Consider the following 25,324-nt stretch of genomic DNA (forward strand, 5'->3'; position numbering starts at 1 on the left):
TTGCGTGCGCAACGTCCGCCGCGTTACAGCGCGCTTGTAAAACGGGCGTCGACCTCGCGGCCACGCGCGTGCGCGCCGCGTTCGGCGCGGCGCGCGGCACGTCGCTTGCTGCGCCAGCCCGGACACCATGAACCGACGGGAGGACCTCATCGTGAAGACGGTTGCGATCACCGGCGCGAGCGCCGGCGTGGGCCGCGCGTGCGCGCACGCATTCGCGCGGCGCGGCGCCAACGTCGCGCTGCTGGCGCGCGATCCGCGCGCGCTGCACGACACCGCGTGCGAAGTGCGTGCGTATGGCGTCGAGGCGCTGCCGATCGCCGTCGACGTCAGCGACGCCGCCGCGCTCGACGCCGCCGCCGAGCGCATCGAAAACGAACTCGGGCCGCTCGACGTGTGGGTCAACAACGCGATGGTCACGGTGTTCGCGCCATTCGACGAGATCGCCCCCGACGACTATGCGCGCGTGACGGCGGTCACCTATCTCGGCTGCGTGTACGGCACGCGCGCGGCGCTCGCGCGGATGACGCCGCGCAACCGCGGCACGATCGTGCAGGTCGGCTCCGCGCTTGCCTACCGGTCGATTCCGCTGCAGGCGCCGTACTGCGGCGCGAAACACGCGATCCGCGGCTTCACCGACGCATTGCGCTGCGAGCTGCTAAATGCGCGCAGCCGCGTGCGTGTGACGATGGTGCAGTTGCCGGCGATCGACACGCCGCAGTTCGACTGGGCCGCCTCCACGCTGCCGCACGAGCCGCGCCCGGTGGCACCCGTCTATGCGCCCGAAGTTGCGGCCGACGCGATCGTGCGCGCCGCGCGCCATCCGGGCCGCGAGCGCTGGGTCGGCTGGTCGTCGCTGGCCGCGATCGTCGCGAACGCGCTCGCGCCCGGCTGCTTCGACCGCTATCTGGCCCATACGGCCGTGCGCGGCCAGCAACGCGATACGCCGGCCGGCCCGCGCGAATCGAACCTGTGGCATACGGTGCCCGGCCGTCACGGGACGCGCGGCGCCTTCGGCGCCGAAGCGCGCCGCAGCGGCGCCAACGCCGGGCTCGGCACGTCGCGCGCGCTCGCGTACGGCGCGGTGGGCGCGCTGCTGGCAGCGGGCTTCGTCGCCGCGCGCCGGCTCAAACGGTGAGCGCGGTGCGCATCGAGGACTACGCGTTGATCGGCGACGGCCGCAGCGCCGCGCTCGTCGCGCGCGACGGCAGCATCGACTGGCTGTGCTGGCCCGACTTCGATTCGCCGCCGTGCTTCGCCGCGCTCGTCGGCACGCCGGCGAACGGCCGCTTGCGCATCGCGCCGTACGAGCCGCCCGCCAGTGTCACGCGTCGCTATCTGCCCGGCACCGCGATACTCGAGACGACCTTCGACACGTCGACCGGCTGCGTGCGCGTGCTCGACTGGATGAGCTGGGCCGCGCGCGACCCGTGCCTGATCCGCAGCGTGCGCGGCGAGCGCGGCACCGTAACGCTCGACGTCGATCTCGGCGTGCGCTTCGACTACGGCCGTGCGTTGCCGTGGTGCCAACGCGTCGGCCGGCGCTGGCGGATGATGACGGGCGGCGACGCGATGTGGGTCGACAGCGACGTGCGGCTCGACGTGCGGGCCGACCGGCTGGTCGGCACGCAGCGCATCGCGGCGGGCGAGCGCGCGCAGCTGTGCATCAGCTACGCGCGCTCGTACGACGGGCCGCCGGCGGTGCCCGACGCGTACGCGTCGTTGGGCGACACGCATGCGTTCTGGCGCGACTGGTCGGCCTGCAACGCGGCGCAGGGCCCGTATCGCGACGCGATCGAGCGCGCGCTGATCACGGTGAAGCTGCTGTCGAGCGTGCGCACCGGCGGCATCGTCGCGGCGCCGACCGGCTCGCTGCCCGAGCGCCTGGGCGGCGCGCGCAACTGGGATTACCGGTTCTGCTGGCTGCGCGACGCGAGCTTCACGTTGCGCGCGTTCGCGCGCTGCGGCTATCGCGCCGAAGCCGCGCGCTGGCGCGACTGGCTGGTGCGTGCGATCGCCGATCACCCGGCGCAATTGCGCGTGCTGTACGGGGCGGACGGCAGCCGGCGCGCGGACGAGTGGCAGGCCGCGCATCTGGCCGGCTACGAAGGCGCGCAGCCGGTGCGCTTCGGCAACGCGGCGGCCGGGCAGTTGCAGCTCGACGTGTACGGCGAGGTGCTCGGCGCGCTGTACCATGCGCGCCGGCACGGACTGCCGCCCGACGACGACGCGTGGCTGCTCGAACGGCGGCTGCTCGAGCATCTCGCGACGATCTGGCGCGAGCCCGACGAAGGGATCTGGGAGGTGCGCAGCGGCCGGCACCGCTTCACGTCGTCGAAGGTGATGGTGTGGGCGGCCATCGAAAGCGCATCCAACTCGGCGTGCGCGTTCGGCCATCGCGCGCCGCTCGACGCATGGCGGCGCTGGGCCGACGAAGTACGCGCCGACGTGCTCGCGCACGGCTACCATGCGCGGCTCGGCCGCTTCGTCGATCGCTACGACGGCGACGGCCTCGACGCAAGCCTGTTGCTCATTCCGCTAACCGGCATGCTCGACGCGTCGGATCCGCGGGTCGCGGCGACCGTCGCCGCGATCGAGCGCGAGCTGCTGGTCGACGGCCTGCCGCTGCGCTACCGGTCGTCGCATTTCGCCGATGGTTGCGAGGGCGACGAGGGCGCGTTCGTTGCCGCCGGCTTCTGGCTCGCGCAGGTGTATGGGATGCAGCGCCGCGACGCCGACGCGCGCGCCTTGTTCGAACGCCTGCTCGCACTGCGCAACGACGTGGGCTTGCTTGCCGAGGAATACGACGTCGACGCACGGCGCATGTGCGGCAATTTTCCGTTCACGCTCGCGCACGTCGGGCTCGTGAACGCGGCGCTCGCGTTGCAGCGCGACGAAGGCGACGACGGCAGCGGCAGCGGCGATCGTCGCTGACGCTGCCGCGTCGATCCGCCGTCGCGCGCCGTCGGCCGCCGCGTACGCCTACGACTCTCCCTTGTGCCCGTCGCCGCCGCGCTCGCCGTTGCCCGGCAGCACGGCCGACAACACCTGCCGCGCGGTTTCGACGATCACGTTCGCTTCGCGCGGGTCGCCCTTCACGAGCGCCTGCGCGAAGTGCTTCGCCTGCTGCAGCGTGACGTGCGGCGGCAGCGGCGGCACTTCCGGGTCGCTCTTCACTTCGAGCACGACCGGCCGGTCGGACGCGAGCGCCTCTTCCCACGCGGCGCCGAGCTGTTCCGGATCGTCGACGTAGATGCCCTTGAGCCCCACCAGCGTCGCGAAGCGGTAGTAGGGCACGTTCGGAATCTGCTGCGACGTGTCGAACTTCGGATCGCCTTCCATCACGCGCTGCTCCCACGTGACCTGGTTCAGGTCCTCGTTGTTCAGCACCATGCAGATCCAGCACGGGTCGGCCCATTGCCGCCAGTATTTCGCGACGGTGATCAGCTCGGCCATGTTGTTCATCTGCATCGCGCCGTCGCCGACCATCGCGATCACCGGGCGCAGCGGATACGCGAACTTCGCGGCGATCGCATACGGCACGGCCGCGCCCATCGACGCCAGGCCGCCCGACAGCGAGCCCATCATCCCGCGCCGGATCATCAGGTCGCGCGCATACCAGTTCGCGCAGGAGCCCGAATCGCTCGTCAGGATCACGTCGGCGGGCAGGCGCGGGGACAGCTCGGTGAACGCGCGCTGCGGGTTCACGCCGCGGCCCGCGCTCGCCTTCGCGGCCGCGCGCGCGGCGAGCGTGTCGTGCCAGTCGGCATTCCATTTGGCGATCCGGTCGCGCCACGCGGTGTCCTGCCGCTCCTTCAGCAGCGGCAGCAGTGCGCGCAGCGTCTCGGCGCTGTCGCCGACGAGGTTTACTTCCATCGGATAGCGCAGGCTCAGCATGTCGGCCTTCAGGTCGATCTGCACGCCGCGCGCCTGGCCCTCCTTGGGCAGAAACTCCGAGTAGGGGAAGCCGGAGCCGACCACCAGCAGCGTGTCGCATTCGTTCATCAGCTCGTAGCTCGGCTTGGTGCCGAGCAGCCCGATCGAGCCGGTCACCCACGGCAGGTCGTCCGGCAACGCGGCCTTGCCGAGCAACGCCTTCGCGGCGCCCGCGCCGAGCCGGTCGGCCACCGCGATCACGTCGTCGGTCGCGTGCAGCGCGCCGGCGCCCACCAGCATCGCGACCTTCTTGCCGGCGTTGAGCACGTCGGCCGCGCGCTGCAGGTCGTCCGCGTACGGCACGACCTTTGGCCGCGTATAGCCGACGCCCGAATGGACGGTGCCGTGCGCGCGCTTCGGCGGCGCGTAGTCGAGCTCCTGCAGATCGTTCGGTAGCACCAGCGCCGTGACCGTGCGCGCGCCGAGCGCGGTGCGCACCGCGCGGTCGACGAGATGGCGCACCTGGCCGGGCACCACTGCAAGCTGCACGAAAGCACCGGCGACGTCCTTGAACAGCGCCGGCAGATCGACCTCCTGCTGATAGTGGCCGCCGAGCGCGGTGCGCGCCTGCTGGCCGACGATCGCGAGCACCGGCATGTGATCGAGCCGCGCATCGTACAGCCCGGTCACCAGATGCGCGGCGCCGGGGCCGGAGGTCGCGACGCATACGCCGAGCTCGCCTGTAAATTTTGCATGCGCCGATGCCATGAAGGCCGCCATCTCCTCGTGACGCGCCTGGATGAATTCGATCTTGCCGCCGGCTCGCGCGAGCGCGCCGAAAAAGCCGTTGATGCCGTCGCCGGGGTAGCCGTACACGCGCCGCACGCCCCAGTCGTACAGCCGTTCGACGATGAAATCCGCCACTGTCGCCATGCCGATTCTCCTTCGTTCCGGATGAGCCGATGCGTCGCGCGAACCGACCTCGCCGCACGCCGCGCTGCAGGGCGGCGCGCAAGCGCCGTGCCGTGCGGCCCGCGGCCGCTTGCGCCGGGCACGCGCGTTGCACGCCGTCGTTACAGACAACCCGCAGATCAACTGCAAGCAAACCGCAAGCGTTCCGGAGCGCAACGATGGCACTTTCCGCGGCACCGACGATCGACGACGTGCGAGCCCGCGCATACCGCGTGCCGACCGATCGGCCCGAGGCCGACGGCACCTATGCGTGGACGGCGACGACGATCGTCGTCGTCGAGATCGACGCCGCGGGCGTCACCGGCCTCGGCTACACGTACAGCGACGCGAGCGCCGCGACGCTCGCGACGTCACTCATTGCAGGCGTGTTGCGCCACCGGCCGCTCGTCGACATTCCGGCCGCCGTCGACGCGATGTGGCGCGCGGTGCGCAACGTCGGGCGGGCCGGCATCGCGGCCACCGCGATTTCCGCGCTCGACACGGCGCTGTGGGACGCGAAGGCGAAGCTCGCGGGCGTGCCGCTGGCGATGCTGCTCGGCCGTGCGCGCGAGCGCGTGCCGGTGTACGGCAGCGGCGGCTTCACCACCTACGACGACGCGACGCTCGCGGCGCAGCTCGACGGCTGGCGCAGCGACGGCGTGCATGCATGCAAGGTCAAGATCGGCACGGACGATGCGCGCGACCCGTCGCGCGTGCGGCTCGCGCGCGCCGCGCTCGGCCCCGACGTCGACCTGTTCGTCGACGCGAACGGCGCGTATGCGCCGCGCACGGCGCTCGCGTTCGCGGACGCGGCGGCCGACTGCGCGATCCGCTGGTTCGAGGAGCCGGTCAGCAGCGACGACGTCGACGGGCTGCGCTTCGTGCGCGAGCACGTCGGCGCGCAGATCGACGTCGCGGCGGGCGAATACGCGTACACGCCCGACGACTTCCGGCGCCTGCTCGAAGGCCGCGCGGTCGACGTGCTGCAAGCCGATGCGACGCGCTGCGGCGGCGTCAGCGGTTTTCTGGCGGCCGGCGCGCTGGCCGCGGCGCACCACGTCGACCTGTCGGCCCACTGCGCGCCCGCGCTGCACCGGCACGTCGGTTGCGTCGCGCCGCGGATGCGTCACGTCGAGTGGTTTCACGATCACGTGCGGATCGAGCGAATGATGTTCGACGGTGCGCCGCAGCTGGTCGACGGCGCACTCGAAATCGATGCGACGCGCGCGGGGCTCGGCCTCGAACTGCGCGAAGCCGACGTCGCCGGCTTCGCGCTCTGACGAACCCGCGCGACCCACCACCGCCACGAGCGAGGAGGACGAATGCAACATCGCCGACAGCGCAAAGCCGAGCCCGACCGGTTGCTGACCGATGCCGCGCGGCTGCTCAATCGCAGCGCGCTGCTGCTGGCCGGATCGGTGCTCGCCGACAGCGGCGTCGAGCACTATCGCGGCACGTTGCACAACCGCGCGATGGTCGCGCCGCTGATCGCGTCGACGCTGTCGGTGCTCGCGAGCGTGCACGGCCATGCCGACGACACGCCCGAGCGCCACCGGCTGCGCGATGCGGTGCATGTCGCGTCGGCCGCGGTCGGCGTGGCTGGCTCGGCGTTCCACGTCTACAACGTGACGAAGCGGCCGGGCGGCTTCAGCTGGCACAACCTGTTCTACGGCGCGCCGCTCGGTGCGCCGTTCGCGCTGCTGCTGTCGGGCATGCTCGGCGCCGCGGGCGAGCGGCTGCGTGCGTGTCCGGCCGACGCGCCGCGCCTGGCCGGCCTGCCGGGCGGGCGCGCGCTCGCCGGGCTGGTCGCGGCCGGCCTCGTCGGGACGCTCGGCGAAGTCGGCTTGCTGCATTTTCGCGGGGCGTTCCAGCATCGCGCGATGTTCGTGCCGCTCGTCGTGCCGCCGGTGGCCGCGCTCGCGGCCGCGCAGATCGCGCTGTCGCGCCCGCGCGGCGAGCGGCCGTTCTGTCGATGGTGGATGCGCGCGACGGCCGTGCTCGGCTGCGTCGGCGTCGCGTTTCATGCGCGCGGCATCGCGCGCCAGATGGGCGGCTGGCGCAACTGGTCGCAGAACGTGTTGTCGGGGCCGCCGCTGCCGGCGCCGCCGAGCTTCACGGCGCTGGCGATCGCCGGGCTTGCGGCGACCGCGCTCGCCGAACGGGAGGCGCGATGAAGCCGGCCGACGAGCGGATGAATGCATCCGCACATACCGACGCAGCGGCGCTGCCCAGCTATCGCGGCTACGACGTGCTCGCGAAGCGCGACACGCCGTCGTGGAACGACGCGACACGTCGCGCGATCGATGCGCGCCTGCAGGTCGCCGCCACGGCGCCGCGTCATCTCGATGCCGCGCAGTTCGCGACGCTCGGCGCCGTGTGCGCGCGCATCGTGCCGCAACGCCAGGGCGACGCCGGCGGCGTGCCGACCGCCGCGCTGATCGATGCGCGGCTCGCGAGCGACGAAGGCGACGGCTTCCGCGACGCGCGGCTGCCGTCGTTGCGCGCCGCGTGGCGCATCGGCCTCGCCGCGCTCGACACGATGGCGCGCCACGCGCACGCGCGCCCGTTCGCGGCGCTCGACGCGCTCGACGCGCACGCCGCCGATGCGCTGCTGCGCGCCGTGCAGCAAGGCCGCATCGACGCGCAGAGCGAGGCCGCGTGGGCCGGCATGGATCCGCGCACGTTCTTCGCGAAGCGCGTGCTGGTCGACATCTGCGGCGCGTATTACAGCCATCCGTTCGCGTGGAACGAGATCGGCTTCGGCGGCCCCGCGAGCCCGCGCGGCTACGTGCGGATGGATTTCAACCGGCGCGATCCGTGGGAAGCGCAGGTGGACGCGGAGGGCGCACGCGATGAGCACTGACGCGCGCGGCGCCGCCGACGCACCGCGCGGCCGCGACGGCCGCGCGCCCGACCCGTTGCGGGTGGGCGGCTGGTCGCCGATGCGGATGTTCCGCGACGACGAGCCGGTCGACTTCGTGATCGTCGGCACCGGCGCGGGCGGCGGCACGCTCGCGTGCCGGCTCGCCGAGCACGGCTACTCGGTCGTCGCGCTCGATGCGGGCGCGTGGTGGCGGCCGCTGGAGGAATTCGCGTCCGACGAGTCGCACCAGCGCAAGCTGTTCTGGACCGACGAGCGCATCTGCGACGGCGCGAACCCGCTGACGCTCGGCACCAACAACAGCGGCCGCGCGATCGGCGGCAGCACCGTGCACTTCGCGATGGTGTCGCTGCGGTTCCGGCCCGAGTGGTTCCGCTCGCGCAGCGCGCTCGGCTACGGCGTCGACTGGCCGCTCGACTGGCGCGAGATGTGGCGTTACTACCGCGAGGTCGAGCAGGCGCTGAAGATCAGCGGGCCGGTCCGCTACCCGTGGGGGCCGGCGCGGCCTCGCTATCCGTACCGTGCGCACGAGCTGAACGCGGCCGCGCTGGTGCTCGCGCGCGGCGCGGAGGCCATGGGCATCGACTGGACGCCGACGCCGCTCGCGACGCTGTCCGCGCCGCGCGGCCGCGCGCATCCGTGCGTGTATCGCGGCTTCTGCATCGCCGGCTGCGCGACCAATGCGAAACAGAGCGCGCTCGTCACGTGGATACCGCGCGCGGTCGCGGCGGGCGCCGAAGTGCGCGATCTCGCGATGGCGCTGCGGATCGAGGCCGCGGGCGATCGGGTCACCGGCGTGCATTACCAGCGCGACGGCCGTACGCACTTCCAGCGCGCGCGCAACGTGGTCGTCGCCGGCTATGCGATCGAGACGCCGCGGCTGCTGTTGCTGTCCGCGAACGGCCGTCATCCGCAGGGGCTCGCGAACAGCTCGGGCCTCGTCGGCCGCTATCTGATGGCGCAGCTGAACCAGGCGTCGTGGGGGACGATGGACGACGAGGTGCGCTGGTACAAGGGCCCGCCGTCGCTCGCGCTCACCGAACACTGGAACTACGCGGACGACGGCAAGGACTTCTTCGGCGGCTACTGCTGGATGAGCCAGGGGCCGCTGCCGATCGAATGGGCGAGAAAGCTCGCTGCGCGCGGGCTGTGGGGCGACGCGCTGAAGCGCGAGATGGCGCGTTACAACTTCCAGGCTGGATTGAAGATCGTCGGCGAGACGCTGCCGCGCGCCGACAACCGCGTGACGCTCGCCGACGAGCGCGACGCGTTCGGGCTGCCGGTCGCGCGCGTCACCTATGCATACGACGACAACGACCGCAGGATGATCCGTCACGCGTTCGCGCAGATGGACCGCTCGCTGGAAGCCGCCGGCGCGCGCGACATCTGGCACGAGGACGACGACACCTGCCATCTCGCGGGCACCGCGCGGATGGGCCGCGATCCGGCCACGAGCGTCGTCGATGCCGACTGCCGCAGCTGGGACATCCCGAACCTGTGGATCTGCGACGGCTCGGTGTTTCCGACCGTCGGCGGCGTGAACCCGTCGCTGACGATCCAGGCGATCGCGTGCCGCACCGCCGATCGCATCCGCACGCTGGTGGCGCGCGGCGACGCGCATGCGCGTGCGCGCTGGCGATGAGCGCCGCCGCCGCTCGTTCAACCCTTCGTCGAGGAGCCGACTTATGCATGCAGCCATTCTCCGCAGCACCCGCCCGATCTGGCAGCGCGCCGCCTGCGCGCTGCTGGCCGTGTCCGCCGTCGCGTCGCCGGCATGGGGCCAGTTGCGTCCGCCCGCTTCGGCGACGACGCCCGATTCGTCGACGGCCGCCTACAAGCGCGCCGACCGCAAGATGATGGACGCGATGGAAGGCGCGCCCTACACCGGCGACGCCGATCGCGATTTCGTGTCGCACATGGCCCCGCACCACCAGGGCGCGATCGACATGGCGCAGGTCGAGCTGAAATACGGCAAGGACCCGACGCTGCGCAAGCTCGCGAGCCGGATCATCGCCGCGCAGCGCGACGAGATCGCGCTGATGGAACGCTGGCAGAAGGAACACGGCGCGACGCGCTGATCGCCACCGCGCCGCGGCGGCGCGGCGGCACTCGCGCGGCGCGCGCGCCCGTCGCCGCGGCATCGCGCTGGCTCGCTGCCGCGCATCGAGACCGGGGGAAGCACCGCATGGAAATCGATGCATTGCTGTTGTCGCGCTTCCAGTTCGCCTGGGTGATCGCGCTGCATATCCTGTTGCCCGCGTTCACCGTCGGGCTGTCGTGCTTCATCGCGACGCTCGAGGTGCTGCGCTGGGCCACCGGGCGCGACGTCTATGCGCGGCTGTCGACGTTCTGGCTGCGGATCTTCGCGGTGTCGTTCGGAATGGGCGTCGTGTCCGGCATCGTGATGCCGTTCCAGTTCGGCACGAACTGGAGCCGGTTCGTCGCGGCGACGTCGAACGTCGTCGGCGGCTTCATGGCGTACGAGGTGCTGACCGCGTTCTTTCTCGAATCGGCGTTTCTCGGCGTGCTGCTGTTCGGCCGCTCGCGCGTGCCGCAGTGGGCGCATGCGCTGTCCGCGGTGATGGTCGCGCTCGGCACGTTGCTGTCGTCGTTCTGGATTCTCGCCGTGAACAGCTGGATGCAGACGCCGACCGGCTACCGGCTCGTCGACGGCCGCTTTTATCCGGACAGCCTGTTGTCGGTGCTGCTGAGCCCGTCGTTTCCGTATCGTCTCGCGCATACCGTCACCGCGTTCCTCGTGACGACCGCGTTCGTCGTGCTCGGCGTCGGCGCGCATTACCTGCTGCAGCGGCGCGCGCCCGACGAAAGCCGCGTGATGGTGAAGATGGCGCTGCTGTTTCTCGCGATCATGGTGCCGGTGCAGATCGTGCTCGGCGACGCGCACGGCTTGAACACGCTCGAGCATCAGCCGACCAAGCTCGCGGCGATGGAAGGGCTGTGGGACACCGGCCGCGGCGTGCCCGCGACGCTGTTCGCGCTGCCGGACGAAGCGAGCGAAACCAATCGCTTCGAGGTGTCGATTCCGAAGCTCGGCAGCCTGTACCTGACGCACGACTGGAACGGCCTCGTGCACGGGCTCAAGGACTGGCCGCGCGATCGTCGCCCGCCGGTGGCGGTCGTGTTCTTCGCGTTCCATCTGATGGTCGGGCTCGGCGTCGTGATGCTTGCCATCATCGTGCGCGGGCTCACGCTGCTGCGCGGCGGCCGGCTGTACGAGCGGCGCGGCTGGCTGGGCGCATGCCGGGCGGCGATCCCGATCGGCTTCGTCGCGGTGCTGGCCGGATGGACCACGACCGAAGCCGGCCGGCAGCCGTGGACGGTGTACGGGCTGATGCGCACCGCCGATTCGGTCACGCCGTCGCTGACGACCGCTGACGTCGCGCTGTCGCTCGCGCTCTACGTGGTCAGCTACATCGTGATTTTCGGCTCGGGCTTCGTGCTGCTGCGCAGGCTCGTGCGCATCGGGCCGAGCGCGCCGGTCCGCGCGCATGCGGCGGCGCCGCGCAACAGGAGGCGAACCATGACAGGGCTTGACCTCGTACCGTTGTGGGCCGGCGTGCTCGCGTTGTCGGTGCTGATGTACGTGCTGCTCGACGGCTTCGATCTCGGCGTCGGGATGCTGTTCTTCTGGCGCACCGACGAAGCCGAGCGCGACGTGATGATCGCGTCGGTGTCGCCGGTGTGGGACTTCAACGAGACGTGGCTGGTGCTCGGCGGCACGCTGCTGCTCGCGGCGTTCCCCGGCGCGTTTTCGGTGGTCGTGCCGGGCGTCTACTTTCCGGTGCTGCTGATGCTGCTCGGGCTGCTGTTTCGCGGTGTCGCGTTCGAGTTTCGCGGCGTGACGGGCGCGCGCAAGCGGCTCTGGAGCGGCGCGTTCGCGTACGGCTCGCTGGTGGCGACCGCCGCGCAGGGCGCGGTGCTCGGGATGTTCGTGCAGGGCTTCAAGGTCGTCGACGGGCGCTTCGCCGGCACCAGCTGGGACTGGGTCGCGCCGTTCCCGCTGCTCACCGCGGCCGGCCTCGTGGCCGGTTATCTGCTGCTCGGCTCCACGTGGCTCGTGATGAAGGGCGAAGGGCCGTTGCGGGCGGCCGCGCAGCGCAGCGCGCGCCATGCGCTCGTCGGCGTGATCGTGTTCATCGTCGTGGTCAGCGTCTGGACGCCGCTCGCCGATCGCGGCATCGCCGCGCGCTGGTTCGCGTGGCCGAACCTGCTGGTGTTCTCGCCGGTGCCGGTGCTGACCGCGTGGCTTGCGTGGCTCGCCGCGCGCGCGTTGCGGCGCGGCCGCGACGTGCTGCCGTTCGTCGCGTCGATCGGGCTGTTCTTTCTCGGCTTCTCGGGGCTGACCATCAGCCTGTGGCCGCACGTCGCGCCGCCGTCGGTGACGTTGTGGTCGGCCGCGTCGGCGCAGGTGTCGCAGGAATTTCTGATGATCGGCACCGCGTTCATGCTGCCCGTGCTGCTGCTGTACGTGTGCTGGTCGTACTGGGTGTTTCGCGGCAAGGTGCGCGGCGACGTCGGCTATGAGCACATGTGACCGTAATGAACCGGGGGCGCGCGATGGGGCGTGATGCGGGCAAGGCGGGGCCGACGATCGACAGCATCGCGAGCTACATCACCGCGCTCGGCGCGGCGCGGGACGGGACGCCGTCGCGGCTGTTTCGCGGGCAATGCAACGCCGGCTGGCCGCTCGTGCCGAGCATCGCGCGCCAGTGCGCGTCGCCCGACCTCGAGGCGCGGATGCTCGACGAGTTCACGCGGCGCGCGCTGCCGCATCTCGATCCTGCGCCGAACCTCGACGCCTGCGACTGGCTCGCGCTCGCGCAGCAGCACGGGATGCGCACGCGACTGCTCGACTGGTCGGGCAACGCGCTGGCCGCGCTGTGGTTCGCGGTCAGGACCGCCAACGGCACGGGCGGCGACGGCGCGGTGTGGTGCCTGTCGCACGACGCCGACGACATCGCGACGGCCGCCGAGCGGCGCGCGCCGCTGGCGGTGACGCGCACCACGGTATTCCGGCCGCGTCACGTGATGCCGCGCATCACCGCGCAGGACGGCTGGTTCACGATCCATCGCTACGACGCCGACGCGCGGTGCTGCACGCCGCTCGACGAAGATCGGGCGCTTGCCGGGCGCCTCACGCGGATCGTCGTGCCCGGCGAATGCTTCGCCGCGATCCGGCGCGAGCTGGCGGGCGTGGGCGTGAGCATCGGGACGATCTTTCCGGACCTCGACGGCATCGCGCAACTAACGGACATTCGCTTCTTTCCCGCCGATGAGGATACGCATGCGCCGCGGTGAGGGGGACGCGCGGGGCAGGAGGGCGTGCAGGGGGCGCGGGGTTCGCGGCGTTCCCCGTTGCTTAGCGCCGTTTTGGGCGTTGGGGTGGGGGCGTCCGGCTGGGACGATCGATGGGGCGGAGGGGCGGGCGGGCGCATAGAGCGACCCAGGGGGAGCGGGCATGGACGAGCCGCTGGAGGAGCCCGTCGGAGTAGGCCCCATGGAAGCGCCACTCGGAGGAGTCGGTTGACGGGGCCGCGTGGCGGGGTGAGCGCACCACGCCTGCCGCCCGCACGTTCGCCGCGGCCGCAAGCCGTGCAGTGATCGCGGAATTTTCAAGCGCTTGTCATTTGGGGCGTACCGCCGGCGCCTCGGCAGCGCTGCCTTGCCCGGTTGTCCGCCGCGGCTCGGCCCCGTCGCAACCGCGCGCGGCGCCAGTACGCCGCGGCTGCACCTGCTGCTGCGCTGCCGATCGGCTGCCCGCCAGGCCCGCGACGGCCCGTGCGCTCGCACGAGGAACGGCCGATGCTGCGCGTGACGACGAAGCCCGGCGGTTCCGGGTATCGACCTACGGTGCAGATATGACCTCCAGAACACGTTCCACTCATCCATTGTTGAATCTGGTCGCGGCCGTCGCATGCGGCGCGGCGGCGATGTACTTTCTCGATCCGGCGTCGGGCCGGCGGCGGCGCGCGTACGTGCGCGACAAGGCCGCTGCGGGCCGGGACGGCGTCGCCGACTATGCGAGCGCTCAGGCGCGGCGCGCGGCCGATCATGCGCGTGGCGCGATCGCCGGGCTGCATGCCGACTGGTTCGCCGGCGAAGCCGACGACGTGCAGATCGCCGAGCGCGTACGCGCCGCATTGGGCCATCTGGTCGCACATCCGCGCGACGTCGACGTGGGCGTCGAGCACGGGCACGTGCGCCTGAGCGGGCAGGTCGAGGAAACCGAGCGGCATGCGCTGGTCGACGGCATCGCCGGGCTGCGCGGCGTGCAGACCGTCGAGGACGCGATGGGCGCGCGCAGCGAATACAAGGCGCCGCCCGCCGGCCCCATGCACTGACGCCGCATGGCTCGCGTCGCCGCATGCGGCCGGCGCGGGCCGACCCGAACCCGCGCACGCGCGGCGCGCGTAACGGCGGCTGCGCGGCGCTTCACCGGAGCCTTGCCGATGTCCGATCGTCCGTTCTCCGACACGACGCCTGCGACACCCGAACCCGGCGCGCACAACGCGCTGGAGAGCCTGCTGGGCAGCCTGCACCGGCACGGTTTTCTGAACTTCGCGAACGAAGTCGTCAGCGCGAACGCGCAGATGGCGCAGCGGCTCGTCGACGCGTTCGACAAGCCCGGCATGCAATCCGGCGTACAGAACCTGATGACGCTGCTGATGGCGCTGTCGCGGATTCCGCCCGAGCAGTTCGGCAAGGTCGCCTTCGCGGCTGCCGACGCGCTGCATCACGTCGGCGCGTGGAAATCGGCCGAGCACGAGCACGTCGCGCCGGGCGTGCGCGGCGCGTATCGGCTGCTGCACGACGAGGCGCTGTGGGATGCGCTGACGCCGCTGCTCGAAGGGTTGAAGGTGTTCGCGCAGGGGCTCGAGCGCGAGCCGCCTGATCCGGCTTCGGCCGCGGCGGGCGTCAGCGCGACCCGCGAAGGGCGCTGAGCGCGACGCAGGCGCCGACATGCTGCTCGCAGAGCGTCGCGAGCTGACGTGCGATGCGTTGCGTGGGTGCGCTGGTCGGCCAGTGCGACACCGCGTCGAGGCGAACCCAGCGGCACAGCGCGATCTCGCGACCCGCGCGCGCGTGCTTGGCCGGCGGCAGCTTCGCGACGAATACGTGGTGACGTTTCGCGCTGCCGTCCACGTAGAAGAAATACGCGAGGTCGAGACCGACGAGGCCCGTCTCCTCCTGCAGTTCGCGATGCGCGGCCTCGAGCGCCGACTCGCCGCGCCGGATCATGCCGCCCGGCAACGTCCAGCGCAGCGCTTGCCGGCGCGCGACCAGCAGGACGCGGCCGTTGCGATGGCAGACGATCGTCGCGCGCTCCTTCGTCAACGGTGCGAGCGGCACCGCGCGCACCGGAAAATCGGACGGGTCGGGGAGCGTCATGCGAGGCGGGTAGGTGATGAGGGCGAGGTCCATGACCATACGCAGCAACGGGTGTGCCCGAAGCGGTGCGAGCGGTGGGCGGCGACGAAGTTGCGGCGGCGTGGTCGTGACGCGTATAGGCTGGACTCGACCAAACAGACCGCGTCAGATTGGCTGACTCAGTTCGGCACGTTGGAGACGTTCGCCGCATCGCGCCGGATCATTGACGATCCGGCGCGTCAGCGGCGAGAGCCGGCGGGCACGTGGTCGACGGTGCCAGTGAGCACGGCGTAACCGTGGCTACCCGGCCGCTAGTCCGGCAGCACGACGCCCGACAGCCGGCGGCATTCGTCGATCAGCCGGTCCTGCACTTCGGGATCGTGCGCGTCCGGATGCGTCGGCCGCGGCATCAGATGATAGAAGTACTGCCCGCTGACGCGCGCCGCGGGATCGTCGCTGGCCGCGAGCCAGACCTGGGTGCGCGGCGCCGCATCGAGATCGTCGGGCGCGCCGGGGCCGCCCTTCTTCGTCGCGACCCAGCCCGGTTCGAGCGCATTCGACAGCACGTCCGGCCAGCGCCGCGCAATCGCGAACGCGAGCAGCACGTCATGCAGCTTCGAGTCCGAATACGCGGCCGTGCCGTCCCATCGGCGTGTGCGCCATTCGAGATCGTCGAGGCTCGCGTCGCCGCTGCGATGCAGACCCGAACTCAGATAGATCAGCCGCCGCGGTTTATCTATCAATGCGGTCAGTACGTACGGCGCGAGCGTGTTGATCGCTAAGACGTGCGGCAAGCCGTCGACCGTTTCGATCCGCCGCGGCTCGCGATACCCGAGCGCCGCGTTGTGGATGATCGAATCGAAACGTCCCAGCCGGTTCGCCTGCGCGGCGACGTCGGCCATTTCGCGCAGGCATGCCAGATCGCCGGACAGCGCAGCGCGCGCGCCCGGCACCGCATCGAGCGCCTGTTGCGCGCGTGCTTCGTCACGGGCATGCAGCACGACCTCGTGCCCATCCTCGACGAGGAGCCGCGCCGCCATCTGGCCGAGACCGTCCGCGGATCCTGTGATCAACACTCTCATCCTTTCTCTCCTGTGATTCGCGGCATGGATCGCGGCGAGCGCGTTGCTCTGCGGTCGCCACGATCGTGCCTGAGTTCGTTCACGCCGCGCGCTCGATCAACCCGCGCAACACCGCTTCCAGCGTGACCGTCCCCTTGACCGTCTGCTCCGGCGCCGCGAAATCGATCCAGCCTTCGTTGAAGCCGTCGAGCATCCGGATGCGCGGCAACGGATGCCGCATTCCCTGCGACCTGAACAGGTCTTCCCAGGTCTCGCGCGGCACCGCCTGCGCGCGCACGTCCTTGCCGAGCAGGTGCGACAGGGTCGCGGCGATGTCGTTCGGCGACACGCGGCGCGGCCCTTCGAACTCGACGATGCGGCTGCCGGTCCAGGTATCGCGCAGCAGGTCGGCGGCGACGCGGCCGACGTCCGCGGTCGCGACCATCGGCACCGGCCGGTCGAGCGGCGTCAGGAACGACGGGATCGTGCCGGTGTCGCGTGCGGGCGCGATGTCCCACGCCGCGTTCTCGATGAACCAGGCCGCGCGCAGGAATGCGACCGGCATCGGCAGCGCGGCGAACTCGCGCTCCATGGCGCCGAGTTGCTGCAGCAGATTGTCCTCCGTGGCCTGCGCGCCGATCGTCGACAGACAGACGACCCGCGCCGGCCGCGCCGCGAGCAGCGCATCGCGCAACGCGGAAATCGCGGCGCGCGACTCCGGATAGCCGGGCGACGGATCGAAGTTCGGCGGCAGCAGCACGAACACGCCCTCCGTACCGGCGAACGCGCGCGACAGCGCGGCGGCGTCGTCCATCTGCGCAATCGCGACGTCGCAGCCCTGCTGCGCCCACTGCGCGCCCTTCGCCGGATCGCGGACCACCGCCCGAACGTCCCGCTCCGCCGCAAGCAGCACCCGCGCGACGACTCCGCCCACCTGCCCTGTAATTCCCGTGATCGCAAACATGACGTTTCCCCTGTTCGATGTGTTTCACGTGTCTTGCGTTTCGACAGGTGCCATTCTGGGCGCCGGCAATTCGCTTCGCGATAACATCGGTGTCATTTGATCCATGACGGGAGGGCATCAATGGCCGGCTTTGACGAACGTATGCTGAACGGCATGGGCGTGTTGGCCGCGATCGTCGATACCGGCAGCTTTGCTGGCGCGGGCGAAATACTCGACATGTCGCAGTCGGGCGTGAGCCGGGCGATCGCGCGGCTGGAAGGCCGGCTCGGCGTGCGCCTGCTGGAGCGCACGACGCGCTCCGTCACGCTCACCGACGAAGGCCGCCGTTTCTACGAGCAGGTGATGCCGCTGCTGGGGGCGCTCGAAGAAGCGACGACCCATGCGACGCAGGGCGCGACGGCGGTGCGCGGCCGCCTGCGCGTGAACGTCGATCCGTTTTTCTCGCGGTTCGTGCTCGGTCCGCAGTTGGGTTCGTTCATCGAGGAATATCCGGAGCTCAGGGTCGAACTGGTGACGCGCGATCAGCTTGGCGACATGATCGCGGACGGCTTCGAGCTGGCGGTGCGTTTCGGGCATCCGCAGCCGTCGACGCTCGTCGCGCGCAAGCTGCTGGAGACGCGCATTCTCACGGTCGCCGCGCCGTCGTATCTGAAGCGGCATGGGCGGCCACTGCAACCCGCCGGTCTGGAGCGCGACACGCATGCGTGCATCCGCTATCGCGATCCGGCCACCGGGCATCCGTTCGACTGGGAGTTTCATCGCGGGCGCAAGAAGCTCGTCGTCGATGTCGCGGGCCGGTTGACGGTGAACGACGTCGGGACGATGCACAGCGTCTGTCTCGCCGGCCACGCGATCGCGCAGGTGATGGAACTGGGCGTCGAAGCGCCACTCGCGGACGGCCGGCTCGTCGACCTGTTTCCCGACTGGCCCGATGACCGTTTCCCGCTGTATGCGCTGTATCCGTCGCGGCGCTACGTGCCGGCGAAGGTGCGTGCTTTTCTCGACTTCATCGTCTCGCTTGCGGCGCCGGCCGCTCATGCGCCGGCCCGCAAGGCTCGTTGACGAGCGACCCGCGCGTTTGCGTCGCGAGGAGTTCGTTCAGTGCCATTGCGAGCGTCGTCGAGCCCGCTCGGTGCTCGATGCTAGCGGCGCCTTCGACGTCGATTCAGCCTTCGTTGAAGTCGTGGAGAGCGTTGAGCTGGGGAATGTGATTGCCCACCGGCGGGGGCTGCGCATCTGATCAGCACGCCGATGCGTGGTGGGAAAAGTCCGGTTTCTGAAAATTCGAAGGGCGCCTTGGGGGCGGGTGCGGCCGACTACGTTGGGCGGCAGTCGGCCGAGGCTATGTTAAAACGCGAAAGAACCCGGTTTTCGAGTGTCGCTTTACCCTTCCCGAGTTGCTGCCAAGCCAATACAGCGCGATCTGAAGGGTCGATCTGTGAGGAAACCATGTTCAGCGTGCGTTTTCACACAGTCTTGGCCATTTTCGGCCCATCGAGAACGATGCACAAATCGACAACAAACTCGCTCAACGCACCTGCGCACGTTTGAACGGGGCGCCATGCGCGAGCAGCATATCTTTTTTGACTTCGGTATCGAAATGCTCCGTCGCGACGATCGCTACTTTCTGCGCTATGACTCGGGCGAACTCGTTATTTGAATGAGGGCTTGAAATCTCTACGGATGATGCCGCGCTGGCCGCACACAGCGAGAAATTTGCCCACGAGGTAATCCTGAAAGTGGATCTGAAACGAAGTCGATCTCGCGGTGAGAGTGGCGTCCATTCAGCCATGTCTTGATGTCTGGCAAGCGATCAGATCGATCACGTTATGCACCGGGACGGATTGCCTTCGTCGCTGAACCGGAAGAACCCTGATCCTTTCCTATCGCCTTTCACCCTCAATGAACCGCACCGGGAATCGTGGAGGCTGGTTGGTTTAAGTTAATGCGGACACGTCAGCGGCATTTCTGAGTTGCCTGTAGTAGTTTGCCTCAGCTTCAGCAGGCGGGATATAGCCGAGCGGTTCCATCAGCCGATGACGGTTGTACCAGGCGACCCATTCCAGCGTTGCCAGTTCGACGGATTCCCTCGTTTTCCAAGGGGCGCGCCGATGAATCAGTTCCGTCTTGTACAGGCCGTTGATCGTCTCGGCCAGCGCATTGTCGTAGCTGTCGCCCCGGCTGCCGACCGACGGCTCGATGCCGGCCTCAGCCAGCCGTTCGCTGTAGCGGATGCTGACGTATTGAGACCCTCTGTCGGAATGATGAATCAAAGTCCCGTCCTCACCCGGTTGGCGGGCGTACAGCGCTTGTTCAAGTGCATCCAGAACGAAGTCCGTGGTCATCGACGAGCTGACGCGCCAGCCAACAATACGGCGGGCAAACACGTCGATCACGAATGCCACGTACAGCCAGCCTTGCCATGTCGAGACATACGTAAAATCCGACACCCAGAGCTGATTCGGTCGGTCAGCCTTGAACTGCCGGTTGACTCGGTCCAGCGGGCGCGGCGCGGTCACCTCGGGAATCGTCGTGCGAACACGCTTACCGCGAACTGCGCCACGCAAGCCCTGCAGTTTCATCAACCGTCCGACCGTGCAGCGTGCCACTGCAATGCCTTCCCGGTTCATCTGCTTCCAGACCTTCGGCACGCCGTAGACCTGCATGTTGGCCTGCCAGACACGCTTGATCTCCGGTTGCAAAAGCTCATCGCGTTTCGCGCGGGCGCAGCGCTTCGACGGATCGCGAAGTTGTGCTGCATGGCGTCGGTAGCCCGACGGGGCAATCCGCAAGACCTTGCAGATCGGCTCGACCCCGAAGGTGTCGCGATGCTGATCAATGAAGGCCTTCAGGACTTGAAACGGCGGTCGAGCTCCGCCTGGGCGAAAAACGCGCTCGCCAGTTTGAGAATCTCATTGGTCCGGCGCAGTTCCTTGACCTCGCGCTCCAAGGCCTTGATGCGTTCACGCTCGGCCGTACTCACGCCATCGCGCTCTCCACGGTCGACCTCGTCGCGCTTAACCCAATCCAACAACGTCTGCGGCGTGCAGCCGATCATCGGCGCAATCGATTCGACTGCCGCCCACATCGACGGGTGCTCGCTACGCTGCTCGCGTACGAGGCGCACTGCGCGCTCTCGGACTTCCGGGGAAAACTTGCTTGGCTTCTTGTTCATGGCTCCATTCTCTCAAGAGTTGGAGCCTCCACAAAACTCGGGGCGGTTCACAAGACTCCCGGCGCCTTGCCGATATCAATAGTCGATGCGGCGGTTTCAGCAAAATCATTCACTACCTGAGTTAGTGCCGAATCAAAGTGTCGCAAGGTAAGGCTATGTCGGATTTGAGTAACAGATCACAAGATTACGTGGACGGCGAGATGGTCAGCTTCGCTGTCGTCGGGCGCGATGCTCACGGCGAATTCGTCATCAATGCCTGCAACGCCCGGTTCATCCAAATGGCGGGTGGGATAGCTGCGGATTGGAACACGTTCCCCATCTCATTCGACGCTCTGATTCCGAACCAAGTGGGACTCGAGTTGTGCGAAAAGCTTCGGGCATGCTTCACGTCCGGAGCGGCGCAGGAACTGCGGCAGTCTTTCGCGCTTCATGACGGCGTACACCCGTGGCACCTCTCGCTTAAACCCCTCAGACATACGAGCAGTGGAACGGCCGTGCACGAAGTCCTCGTGACAGGTTTCGATACTGCCTCGGAAACGCGGCTGACACATGAACTCGAAGTGAGTGCTTCCCGTTTTCGGGCGGTGGTCGACTCCGCTTACGACGCGATTGTAACGATCAACGAACAGCACAACATCACGTTCTTCAATCGCGCGGCAGAGAACCTGTTCGGCTACAAGTCCGCCGAGGTGCTGGGACAGCGGATCGAAGTCCTGATGCCGGAAAAGTTTCGCGCGAATCATTCCCGGAACGTCGGGCGGTTCGCAGACTCCGTACAGATGAGCCTGCGGTCGATTACACCGCCCCGCATGGACGAAAGCAACAGCGTGTATGGACGGCATCGGGATGGCACGGTCATCCCCGTTGAAATCGCCATTTCAAAAATAGAAGTGAACGGCGTCATCGAATTCACGGCAGTCGTTCGCGATATCAGAGAACGCGCTGAGCTCATCGCTCTGCTGAAGAAGCAGGCCGTGACCGACGCGCTGACCGGCCTGGCGAACCGCCGCGAGTTTCTGAATTTTGTCGAAAAGGTGCTCGGCACCGACGACCTCCTGTCTGTGTTTATTCTGGACATCGACTACTTCAAGAAGATCAACGACGGCTACGGCCACGATATCGGCGACGAAGTGCTGCGGGTGCTGGCGAAGGTCGGTATGTCGATTCCGCACGAGTCTGGGTTGTTCGCGCGCTGGGGAGGGGAGGAATTCGTCGCGGCATTGCCGGGCGCAGACGCCGCAGACGTGCGTCGGATCGCGGAGACGCTGCGTCGCCGCTTCGAGGAACAGGATTTCGAGCACGCGTGGCGCGTAAAGCCGATCCAATTTACCGTCAGTATCGGTGTCGTCACACGGGAAGCGGGCGAGCGTGATGTCGATGCGTTGATGCGGCGGGCAGACCGGGCGCTCTATGCGGCGAAAGAGTCGGGCCGTAATCGTATCGAGGTCGGTTAAGCGTATCAGGCTTACTGTATGAAGCGAACCTTCGCGGAAGCACGCTGACCTGCCCCCTTTAATAGAGCCAATGGGCTTCTAGCAAAGTCCCTTTAAACCAACTCCTGGAAAGCGGCAGGAGCATCCGCGGTTGCCCGATGTTTCGCCGCAAACTCCGACGGCGCAAGGTAGTTCAGTGCACTGTGCGGCCTTTGCTCGTTGTAGTCCTGACGCCATGCCGCGATGACAGCCCGAGCGTGCGCGAGCGTCGTGAACCAGTGCTCGTTAAGGCATTCGTCGCGGAACATGCCGTTGAACGATTCGATGTACGCATTCTGCGTTGGCTTGCCCGCCTGAATCAACTTCAGCGTGACGCCGTTCGCATATGCCCGCTGGTCAAGCGCGCGGCTCGTAAATTCGGGCCCCTGGTCGGTTCGCACCGCCTTGGGATAGCCACGGAAGCGAGCTGCACGGTCCAATACCCGAGCGACATACAAACCTGAGATGCCATGATCGACGACGATGTCGACAGCCTCGTTCGTGAAGTCGTCGACGACGGTCAGGCACTTCACGCGCGGGCCGTTGGAAAGCGCATCCATCAAGAAATCGATTGACCACACCTCGTTGGGCGCGCCCGGCAATGCCAGTTGCTCGCGCTCAATCATGACGCCCTGGCGCTTGCGACGGCGCCGCACAGCCAGCCCTGCCTCACGGTACAGGCGATAGATGCGCTTGTCGTCTAATTGCTGTCAATTGATCATCCTCCGGGAAAGGGTTCAGACCAGCCGTTTCCTTGTCGTCTTCGTGGTCGTGTTCACGCCACAACATGCCGTCAGAGAGTCGCTACAACGTTCCGATGTGATTGCCGCGGTTTTCCCGCAAAGCGCGTCAAGGAATCGTTGAGGCGACGTAATCAGCCTGGATGAACCGGTACCGCAGTTGTTGCAGGTAAAGCGACTTGCGACGGCGAGCGTGTGGCTATCCCGAGATGAACTCCTTGCTGCTTCTCCACATTGAAAGCGGCAGCGTCGAGAGTTTGCGAGTGGTTGCAACCAGTGCTTTGCGCAGGCCAATCCGGGGAATCAGTGCCTGCGCCCAACGTCGGAGTGCGCGCAGTCGCGCTTATGACGCAGGAGCAAAGCCGACGCCGCCTCGAACAGCATGTGTCTGGTCAGCCGGCAGCCGGTCTTGGATATTCCCCCCGCCCAGCGGTTCCATCAATCTGTTGCATCGACCGGTTGAATCCGCAGCCAGAAGGAGTCGTACGCGGTCTCGCCGAGCCGGACCTGCGGGCGACCGCTTTGTCTTATGAATCGACGGGAACTTCCGGATTGCCGCTATCGAGACTATGGTTATCTTCTAGTCCTGTCCTGCTTCGGGCAGTAGGCGACTTGATGGCAACGTAATACGAAGTGCCAGAGTAGAGCAGGCTCGCACGGATGTTCCGTGTTTCGCCCTATCGCATGCATCCGACTAGTTGGCGGATTGCGTACCGCGCTCCTGCCGTCGTGTTGCCAGATGGGGCGCAAGCGCTGCCACGCTTCAACGAAGGCCGACGCGTGCGATGCGACATCGGCAACCGCAACGAACCATTTGAAAGGATCGATCATGCCTGCATTGGTGGAAGCGACCAAGGACGCCATCGAAAGCCTCCTACCTGAGCTCGAAGCGATCTACAAGGACCTGCACGAGCATCCCGAACTGTCGATGCAGGAAGTGCGCACCGCACGTATTGCAGCCGATTATCTCGAACATGTCGGTTATGACGTTACGCGGGGTATTGGCATGACCGGCGTCGTGGCGGTGTTACGCAACGGCGACGGTCCGACTGTAATGTTGCGCGCCGACATGGATGCGCTTCCGATGGCAGAGGCGACCGGATTGCCGTATGCCAGCACGGCGAGGGCGAAGGACGAGGATGGCCTCGAAGTGGGCGTCGCGCACTCGTGCGGCCACGACATGCACGTGACCTGGCTGATGGGTGTCGCACACCTGATGGCGGCGCACCGGGACGCCTGGCGCGGAACGCTGATGGCGGTCTTTCAGCCGGGCGAGGAGGTGGCGCGCGGCGCCCGCAGCATGATTGACGACGGCATGGCCGAACGCTTCCCGAAGCCGGACGTCATCCTTGGTCAGCACGTCATGGTTGGCGCGGCGGGCACGGTCGGCTATCGGAGCGGCACGATCCTTTCGGCGGGCGACAGTTTGAAGGTAAGGTTGTTTGGACGCGGTTCGCACGGATCGCAGCCACAAACCTCGATCGATCCGGTCATCATGGCGGCTTCGACGACGCTCCGTCTGCAGACGATCGTATCGCGGGAAATCTCCCCGCGCGATAGCGCGGTGCTGACGATTGGTGCGCTGCAGGCGGGAACGAAAGAGAACATCATCCCGGACGACGCGACGCTCAAGCTCAACATGCGCACATTCGACGAAGACGTGCGCGAATACATGCTGGGTGCGATCCGTCGCATCTGTTGCGCGGAATGCATGGCTTCCAACGCACCACGCGAACCCGAATTCACGACGCTCTCGAGTTATCCGCTGACGATCAACGACGCGCAGGCAAGCGAGCGTCTGAGGGCGGCATTCGAAGCGCACTTTGGCGAGCGCGCCTACGAAACGCCCCCGGCAGCGGCGAGCGAGGACTTCAGCGTATTCGGGCGCGAATGGGGCGTGCCATATGGGTTCTGGTTCATCGGCGGGACCGATCCGGATACGTTTAGAAAGGCGTTGGCGGAGAAAAAGCTCAACGAGATTCCCAGCAACCATTCGCCGAAGTTCGCGCCGGTACTCGACCCGACGCTGCGTACGGGGCTGGAAGCGATGCTATGCGCGGCCGGGGCGTGGCTCGACCAGCGAGATACATCGGCGTGAATTCGCACGCGGCCTACTTCGCCCTCGATCTGGTCGGGACTTTCGTATTCGCCATGAGCGGCGCTATTGCCGCTCGCCAAAAGCGGCTGGACCTGTTCGGCACCTTGTCCATCGCGTTCATGGTGGCATGCGGCGGCGGAATCGTGCGTGACGTCTGCATTGGCGCGATTCCGCCGGCAGGGCTTTCAAACTGGAGGTATCTGGCGGCTTCCGTGCTCGCGACCGCAGTCGCGATTTTCGCGTATGCACCGGTACGCCGTCTACGGCAGCCCGTTCTGTTCTTTGATGCGATTGGGCTCGGCCTGTTCGCCGTTGCGGGTGCGCAAAAGGCGCTGAGTTTCGGACACAATGCGGAGCTCGCCATTTTGCTCGGCATCGTGACTGCGGTCGGCGGCGGTGTCATGCGCGACGTCGTGCTTTCGCGCCTGCCGGTCATTTTGGACCGCGAGGTCTATGCGACGGCTGCGCTCGCCGGTGCGGGCGCACAAGTTCTGTTCTCGTCCGCGCACTGGACGCAGTGGTGGACGCCATGGTTTGCGACAATCCTCTGCGTTGCCATTCGGCTTGCTTCGCTTCGGTTTGGCTGGCGCTTGCCCACCTTCCGTGGGCATCGCGCCAGCGAGCTTCCCGACGACGAATAGTCCTGCGTGGACGTTCGAATTCACCAACACCCACGCCCTCACGATTGCATGTTTTACCGCGTGCAGGTCGGGGTTCGGC

20 protein-coding genes, 2 pseudogenes and 1 other annotated feature are annotated in these 25,324 nt (G+C 67.9%); of the genes and pseudogenes, 16 read left to right on the top strand and 6 right to left on the bottom strand.

Going from position 1 to position 25,324, the window contains the following annotated elements:
- Positions 1 to 151 precede the first annotated feature (151 nt).
- Both AK36_RS26520 and AK36_RS26525 read left to right on the top strand, forming a co-directional pair.
- Positions 152 to 1,135, top strand: coding sequence for an SDR family oxidoreductase (locus tag AK36_RS26520; RefSeq protein ID WP_043292755.1), 984 nt, complete (start codon positions 152 to 154; stop codon positions 1,133 to 1,135).
- Positions 1,132 to 2,931 carry a glycoside hydrolase family 15 protein gene (locus tag AK36_RS26525; protein ID WP_045579612.1) on the top strand — a complete coding sequence of 600 codons (1,800 nt, stop codon included), beginning with the start codon at positions 1,132 to 1,134 and terminating at the stop codon, positions 2,929 to 2,931. Before AK36_RS26520 ends, AK36_RS26525 begins: the two co-directional genes overlap by 4 nt.
- A gap of 48 nt (positions 2,932 to 2,979) precedes the next feature.
- Here AK36_RS26525 and AK36_RS26530 read toward each other — a convergent pair whose 3' ends face one another.
- Positions 2,980 to 4,806, bottom strand: coding sequence for a thiamine pyrophosphate-requiring protein (locus AK36_RS26530; protein ID WP_045579613.1), 1,827 nt, complete (start codon positions 4,804 to 4,806; stop codon positions 2,980 to 2,982).
- 197 nt (positions 4,807 to 5,003) lie between these two features.
- Between AK36_RS26530 and AK36_RS26535 the strand changes: the two genes are divergently transcribed.
- The 10 genes and pseudogenes from AK36_RS26535 to AK36_RS26580 all read left to right on the top strand — a co-directional run bounded on the left by AK36_RS26535 (position 5,004) and on the right by AK36_RS26580 (position 14,667).
- Positions 5,004 to 6,104 (top strand): enolase C-terminal domain-like protein, encoded by a 1,101-nt coding sequence (locus AK36_RS26535; RefSeq protein WP_045579614.1) that lies wholly within the window; start codon positions 5,004 to 5,006, stop codon positions 6,102 to 6,104.
- 42 nt (positions 6,105 to 6,146) lie between these two features.
- A complete protein-coding gene (locus tag AK36_RS26540) occupies positions 6,147 to 6,998 on the top strand; it encodes a hypothetical protein (RefSeq protein WP_011879975.1) in 852 nt (283 codons plus the stop codon).
- Between the two features lie 17 nt (positions 6,999 to 7,015).
- On the top strand, positions 7,016 to 7,687 hold the full coding sequence (locus tag AK36_RS26545; protein WP_106919384.1) for a gluconate 2-dehydrogenase subunit 3 family protein: 672 nt from the start codon (positions 7,016 to 7,018) through the stop codon (positions 7,685 to 7,687).
- Positions 7,677 to 9,347, top strand: coding sequence for a GMC family oxidoreductase (locus AK36_RS26550; protein ID WP_045579616.1), 1,671 nt, complete (start codon positions 7,677 to 7,679; stop codon positions 9,345 to 9,347). Before AK36_RS26545 ends, AK36_RS26550 begins: the two co-directional genes overlap by 11 nt.
- A 43-nt stretch (positions 9,348 to 9,390) precedes the next feature.
- On the top strand, positions 9,391 to 9,783 hold the full coding sequence (copM, locus tag AK36_RS26555) for a CopM family metallochaperone (protein WP_011879978.1): 393 nt from the start codon (positions 9,391 to 9,393) through the stop codon (positions 9,781 to 9,783).
- A 107-nt stretch (positions 9,784 to 9,890) separates the two neighbouring features.
- Positions 9,891 to 11,225 (top strand): annotated as a pseudogene (locus AK36_RS33410) (cytochrome ubiquinol oxidase subunit I); the annotation flags it as partial.
- A gap of 21 nt (positions 11,226 to 11,246) precedes the next feature.
- The gene (locus AK36_RS33415; RefSeq protein ID WP_011879980.1) at positions 11,247 to 12,260 is read left to right on the top strand and encodes a cytochrome d ubiquinol oxidase subunit II; all 1,014 of its coding nucleotides are present in this window, start codon (positions 11,247 to 11,249) and stop codon (positions 12,258 to 12,260) included.
- Between the two features lie 23 nt (positions 12,261 to 12,283).
- Positions 12,284 to 13,024, top strand: coding sequence for an FRG domain-containing protein (locus AK36_RS26570; RefSeq protein ID WP_011879981.1), 741 nt, complete (start codon positions 12,284 to 12,286; stop codon positions 13,022 to 13,024).
- Between the two features lie 560 nt (positions 13,025 to 13,584).
- Positions 13,585 to 14,067, top strand: coding sequence for a BON domain-containing protein (locus AK36_RS26575; RefSeq protein WP_045579618.1), 483 nt, complete (start codon positions 13,585 to 13,587; stop codon positions 14,065 to 14,067).
- 108 nt (positions 14,068 to 14,175) lie between these two features.
- Positions 14,176 to 14,667, top strand: a complete 492-nt coding sequence (locus AK36_RS26580; RefSeq protein WP_011879983.1) for a helical membrane plugin domain-containing protein — start codon at positions 14,176 to 14,178, stop codon at positions 14,665 to 14,667.
- Here the strand turns inward: AK36_RS26580 and AK36_RS26585 are convergent.
- From AK36_RS26585 to AK36_RS26595, 3 genes are all read right to left on the bottom strand, one after another.
- Positions 14,642 to 15,115, bottom strand: a complete 474-nt coding sequence (locus AK36_RS26585) for an NUDIX hydrolase (RefSeq protein WP_045579619.1) — start codon at positions 15,113 to 15,115, stop codon at positions 14,642 to 14,644. The genes AK36_RS26580 and AK36_RS26585 overlap by 26 nt on opposite strands.
- Positions 15,116 to 15,405: 290 nt before the next feature.
- On the bottom strand, positions 15,406 to 16,176 hold the full coding sequence (locus AK36_RS26590; RefSeq protein WP_045579620.1) for an SDR family NAD(P)-dependent oxidoreductase: 771 nt from the start codon (positions 16,174 to 16,176) through the stop codon (positions 15,406 to 15,408).
- Between the two features lie 79 nt (positions 16,177 to 16,255).
- Complete coding sequence (locus AK36_RS26595) at positions 16,256 to 17,119, bottom strand: NmrA family NAD(P)-binding protein (protein ID WP_045579621.1); 864 nt, start codon at positions 17,117 to 17,119, stop codon at positions 16,256 to 16,258.
- A 120-nt stretch (positions 17,120 to 17,239) separates the two neighbouring features.
- On the opposite strand from AK36_RS26595, the gene AK36_RS26600 reads away from it, so the two are divergent.
- Complete coding sequence (locus AK36_RS26600) at positions 17,240 to 18,181, top strand: LysR family transcriptional regulator (protein WP_011879987.1); 942 nt, start codon at positions 17,240 to 17,242, stop codon at positions 18,179 to 18,181.
- An 875-nt stretch (positions 18,182 to 19,056) separates the two neighbouring features.
- Here AK36_RS26600 and AK36_RS26610 read toward each other — a convergent pair.
- A protein-coding gene (locus AK36_RS26610) for an IS3 family transposase (RefSeq protein ID WP_106919311.1) occupies positions 19,057 to 20,294 on the bottom strand; the annotation gives its coding sequence in 2 pieces (ribosomal slippage) (positions 19,057 to 20,003 and positions 20,003 to 20,294; 1,239 coding nt in all).
- Positions 19,897 to 20,013, bottom strand: a sequence feature (AL1L pseudoknot). Its footprint overlaps the gene before it by 117 nt.
- A gap of 155 nt (positions 20,295 to 20,449) precedes the next feature.
- Here AK36_RS26610 and AK36_RS26620 point away from each other — a divergent pair.
- Positions 20,450 to 21,748: a sensor domain-containing diguanylate cyclase gene (locus AK36_RS26620; RefSeq protein ID WP_011879989.1), complete on the top strand. Its 1,299-nt coding sequence runs from the start codon at positions 20,450 to 20,452 to the stop codon at positions 21,746 to 21,748.
- A 92-nt stretch (positions 21,749 to 21,840) separates the two neighbouring features.
- Here the strand turns inward: AK36_RS26620 and AK36_RS26625 are convergent.
- Positions 21,841 to 22,470: pseudogene (locus AK36_RS26625) on the bottom strand (IS3 family transposase); the annotation flags it as partial.
- Between the two features lie 865 nt (positions 22,471 to 23,335).
- On the opposite strand from AK36_RS26625, the gene AK36_RS26630 reads away from it, so the two are divergent.
- Both AK36_RS26630 and AK36_RS26635 read left to right on the top strand, forming a co-directional pair.
- Positions 23,336 to 24,604, top strand: coding sequence for a M20 family metallopeptidase (locus tag AK36_RS26630; RefSeq protein ID WP_011879992.1), 1,269 nt, complete (start codon positions 23,336 to 23,338; stop codon positions 24,602 to 24,604).
- Entirely contained in the window at positions 24,601 to 25,245 is a 645-nt protein-coding gene (locus AK36_RS26635) for a trimeric intracellular cation channel family protein (protein WP_011879993.1), read from the top strand. The genes AK36_RS26630 and AK36_RS26635 overlap by 4 nt, the downstream gene beginning before the upstream one ends.
- The last annotated feature ends 79 nt before the right edge of the window (positions 25,246 to 25,324 follow it).

This window comes from Burkholderia vietnamiensis LMG 10929 (assembly GCF_000959445.1).
GTDB lineage: Bacteria > Pseudomonadota > Gammaproteobacteria > Burkholderiales > Burkholderiaceae > Burkholderia > Burkholderia vietnamiensis.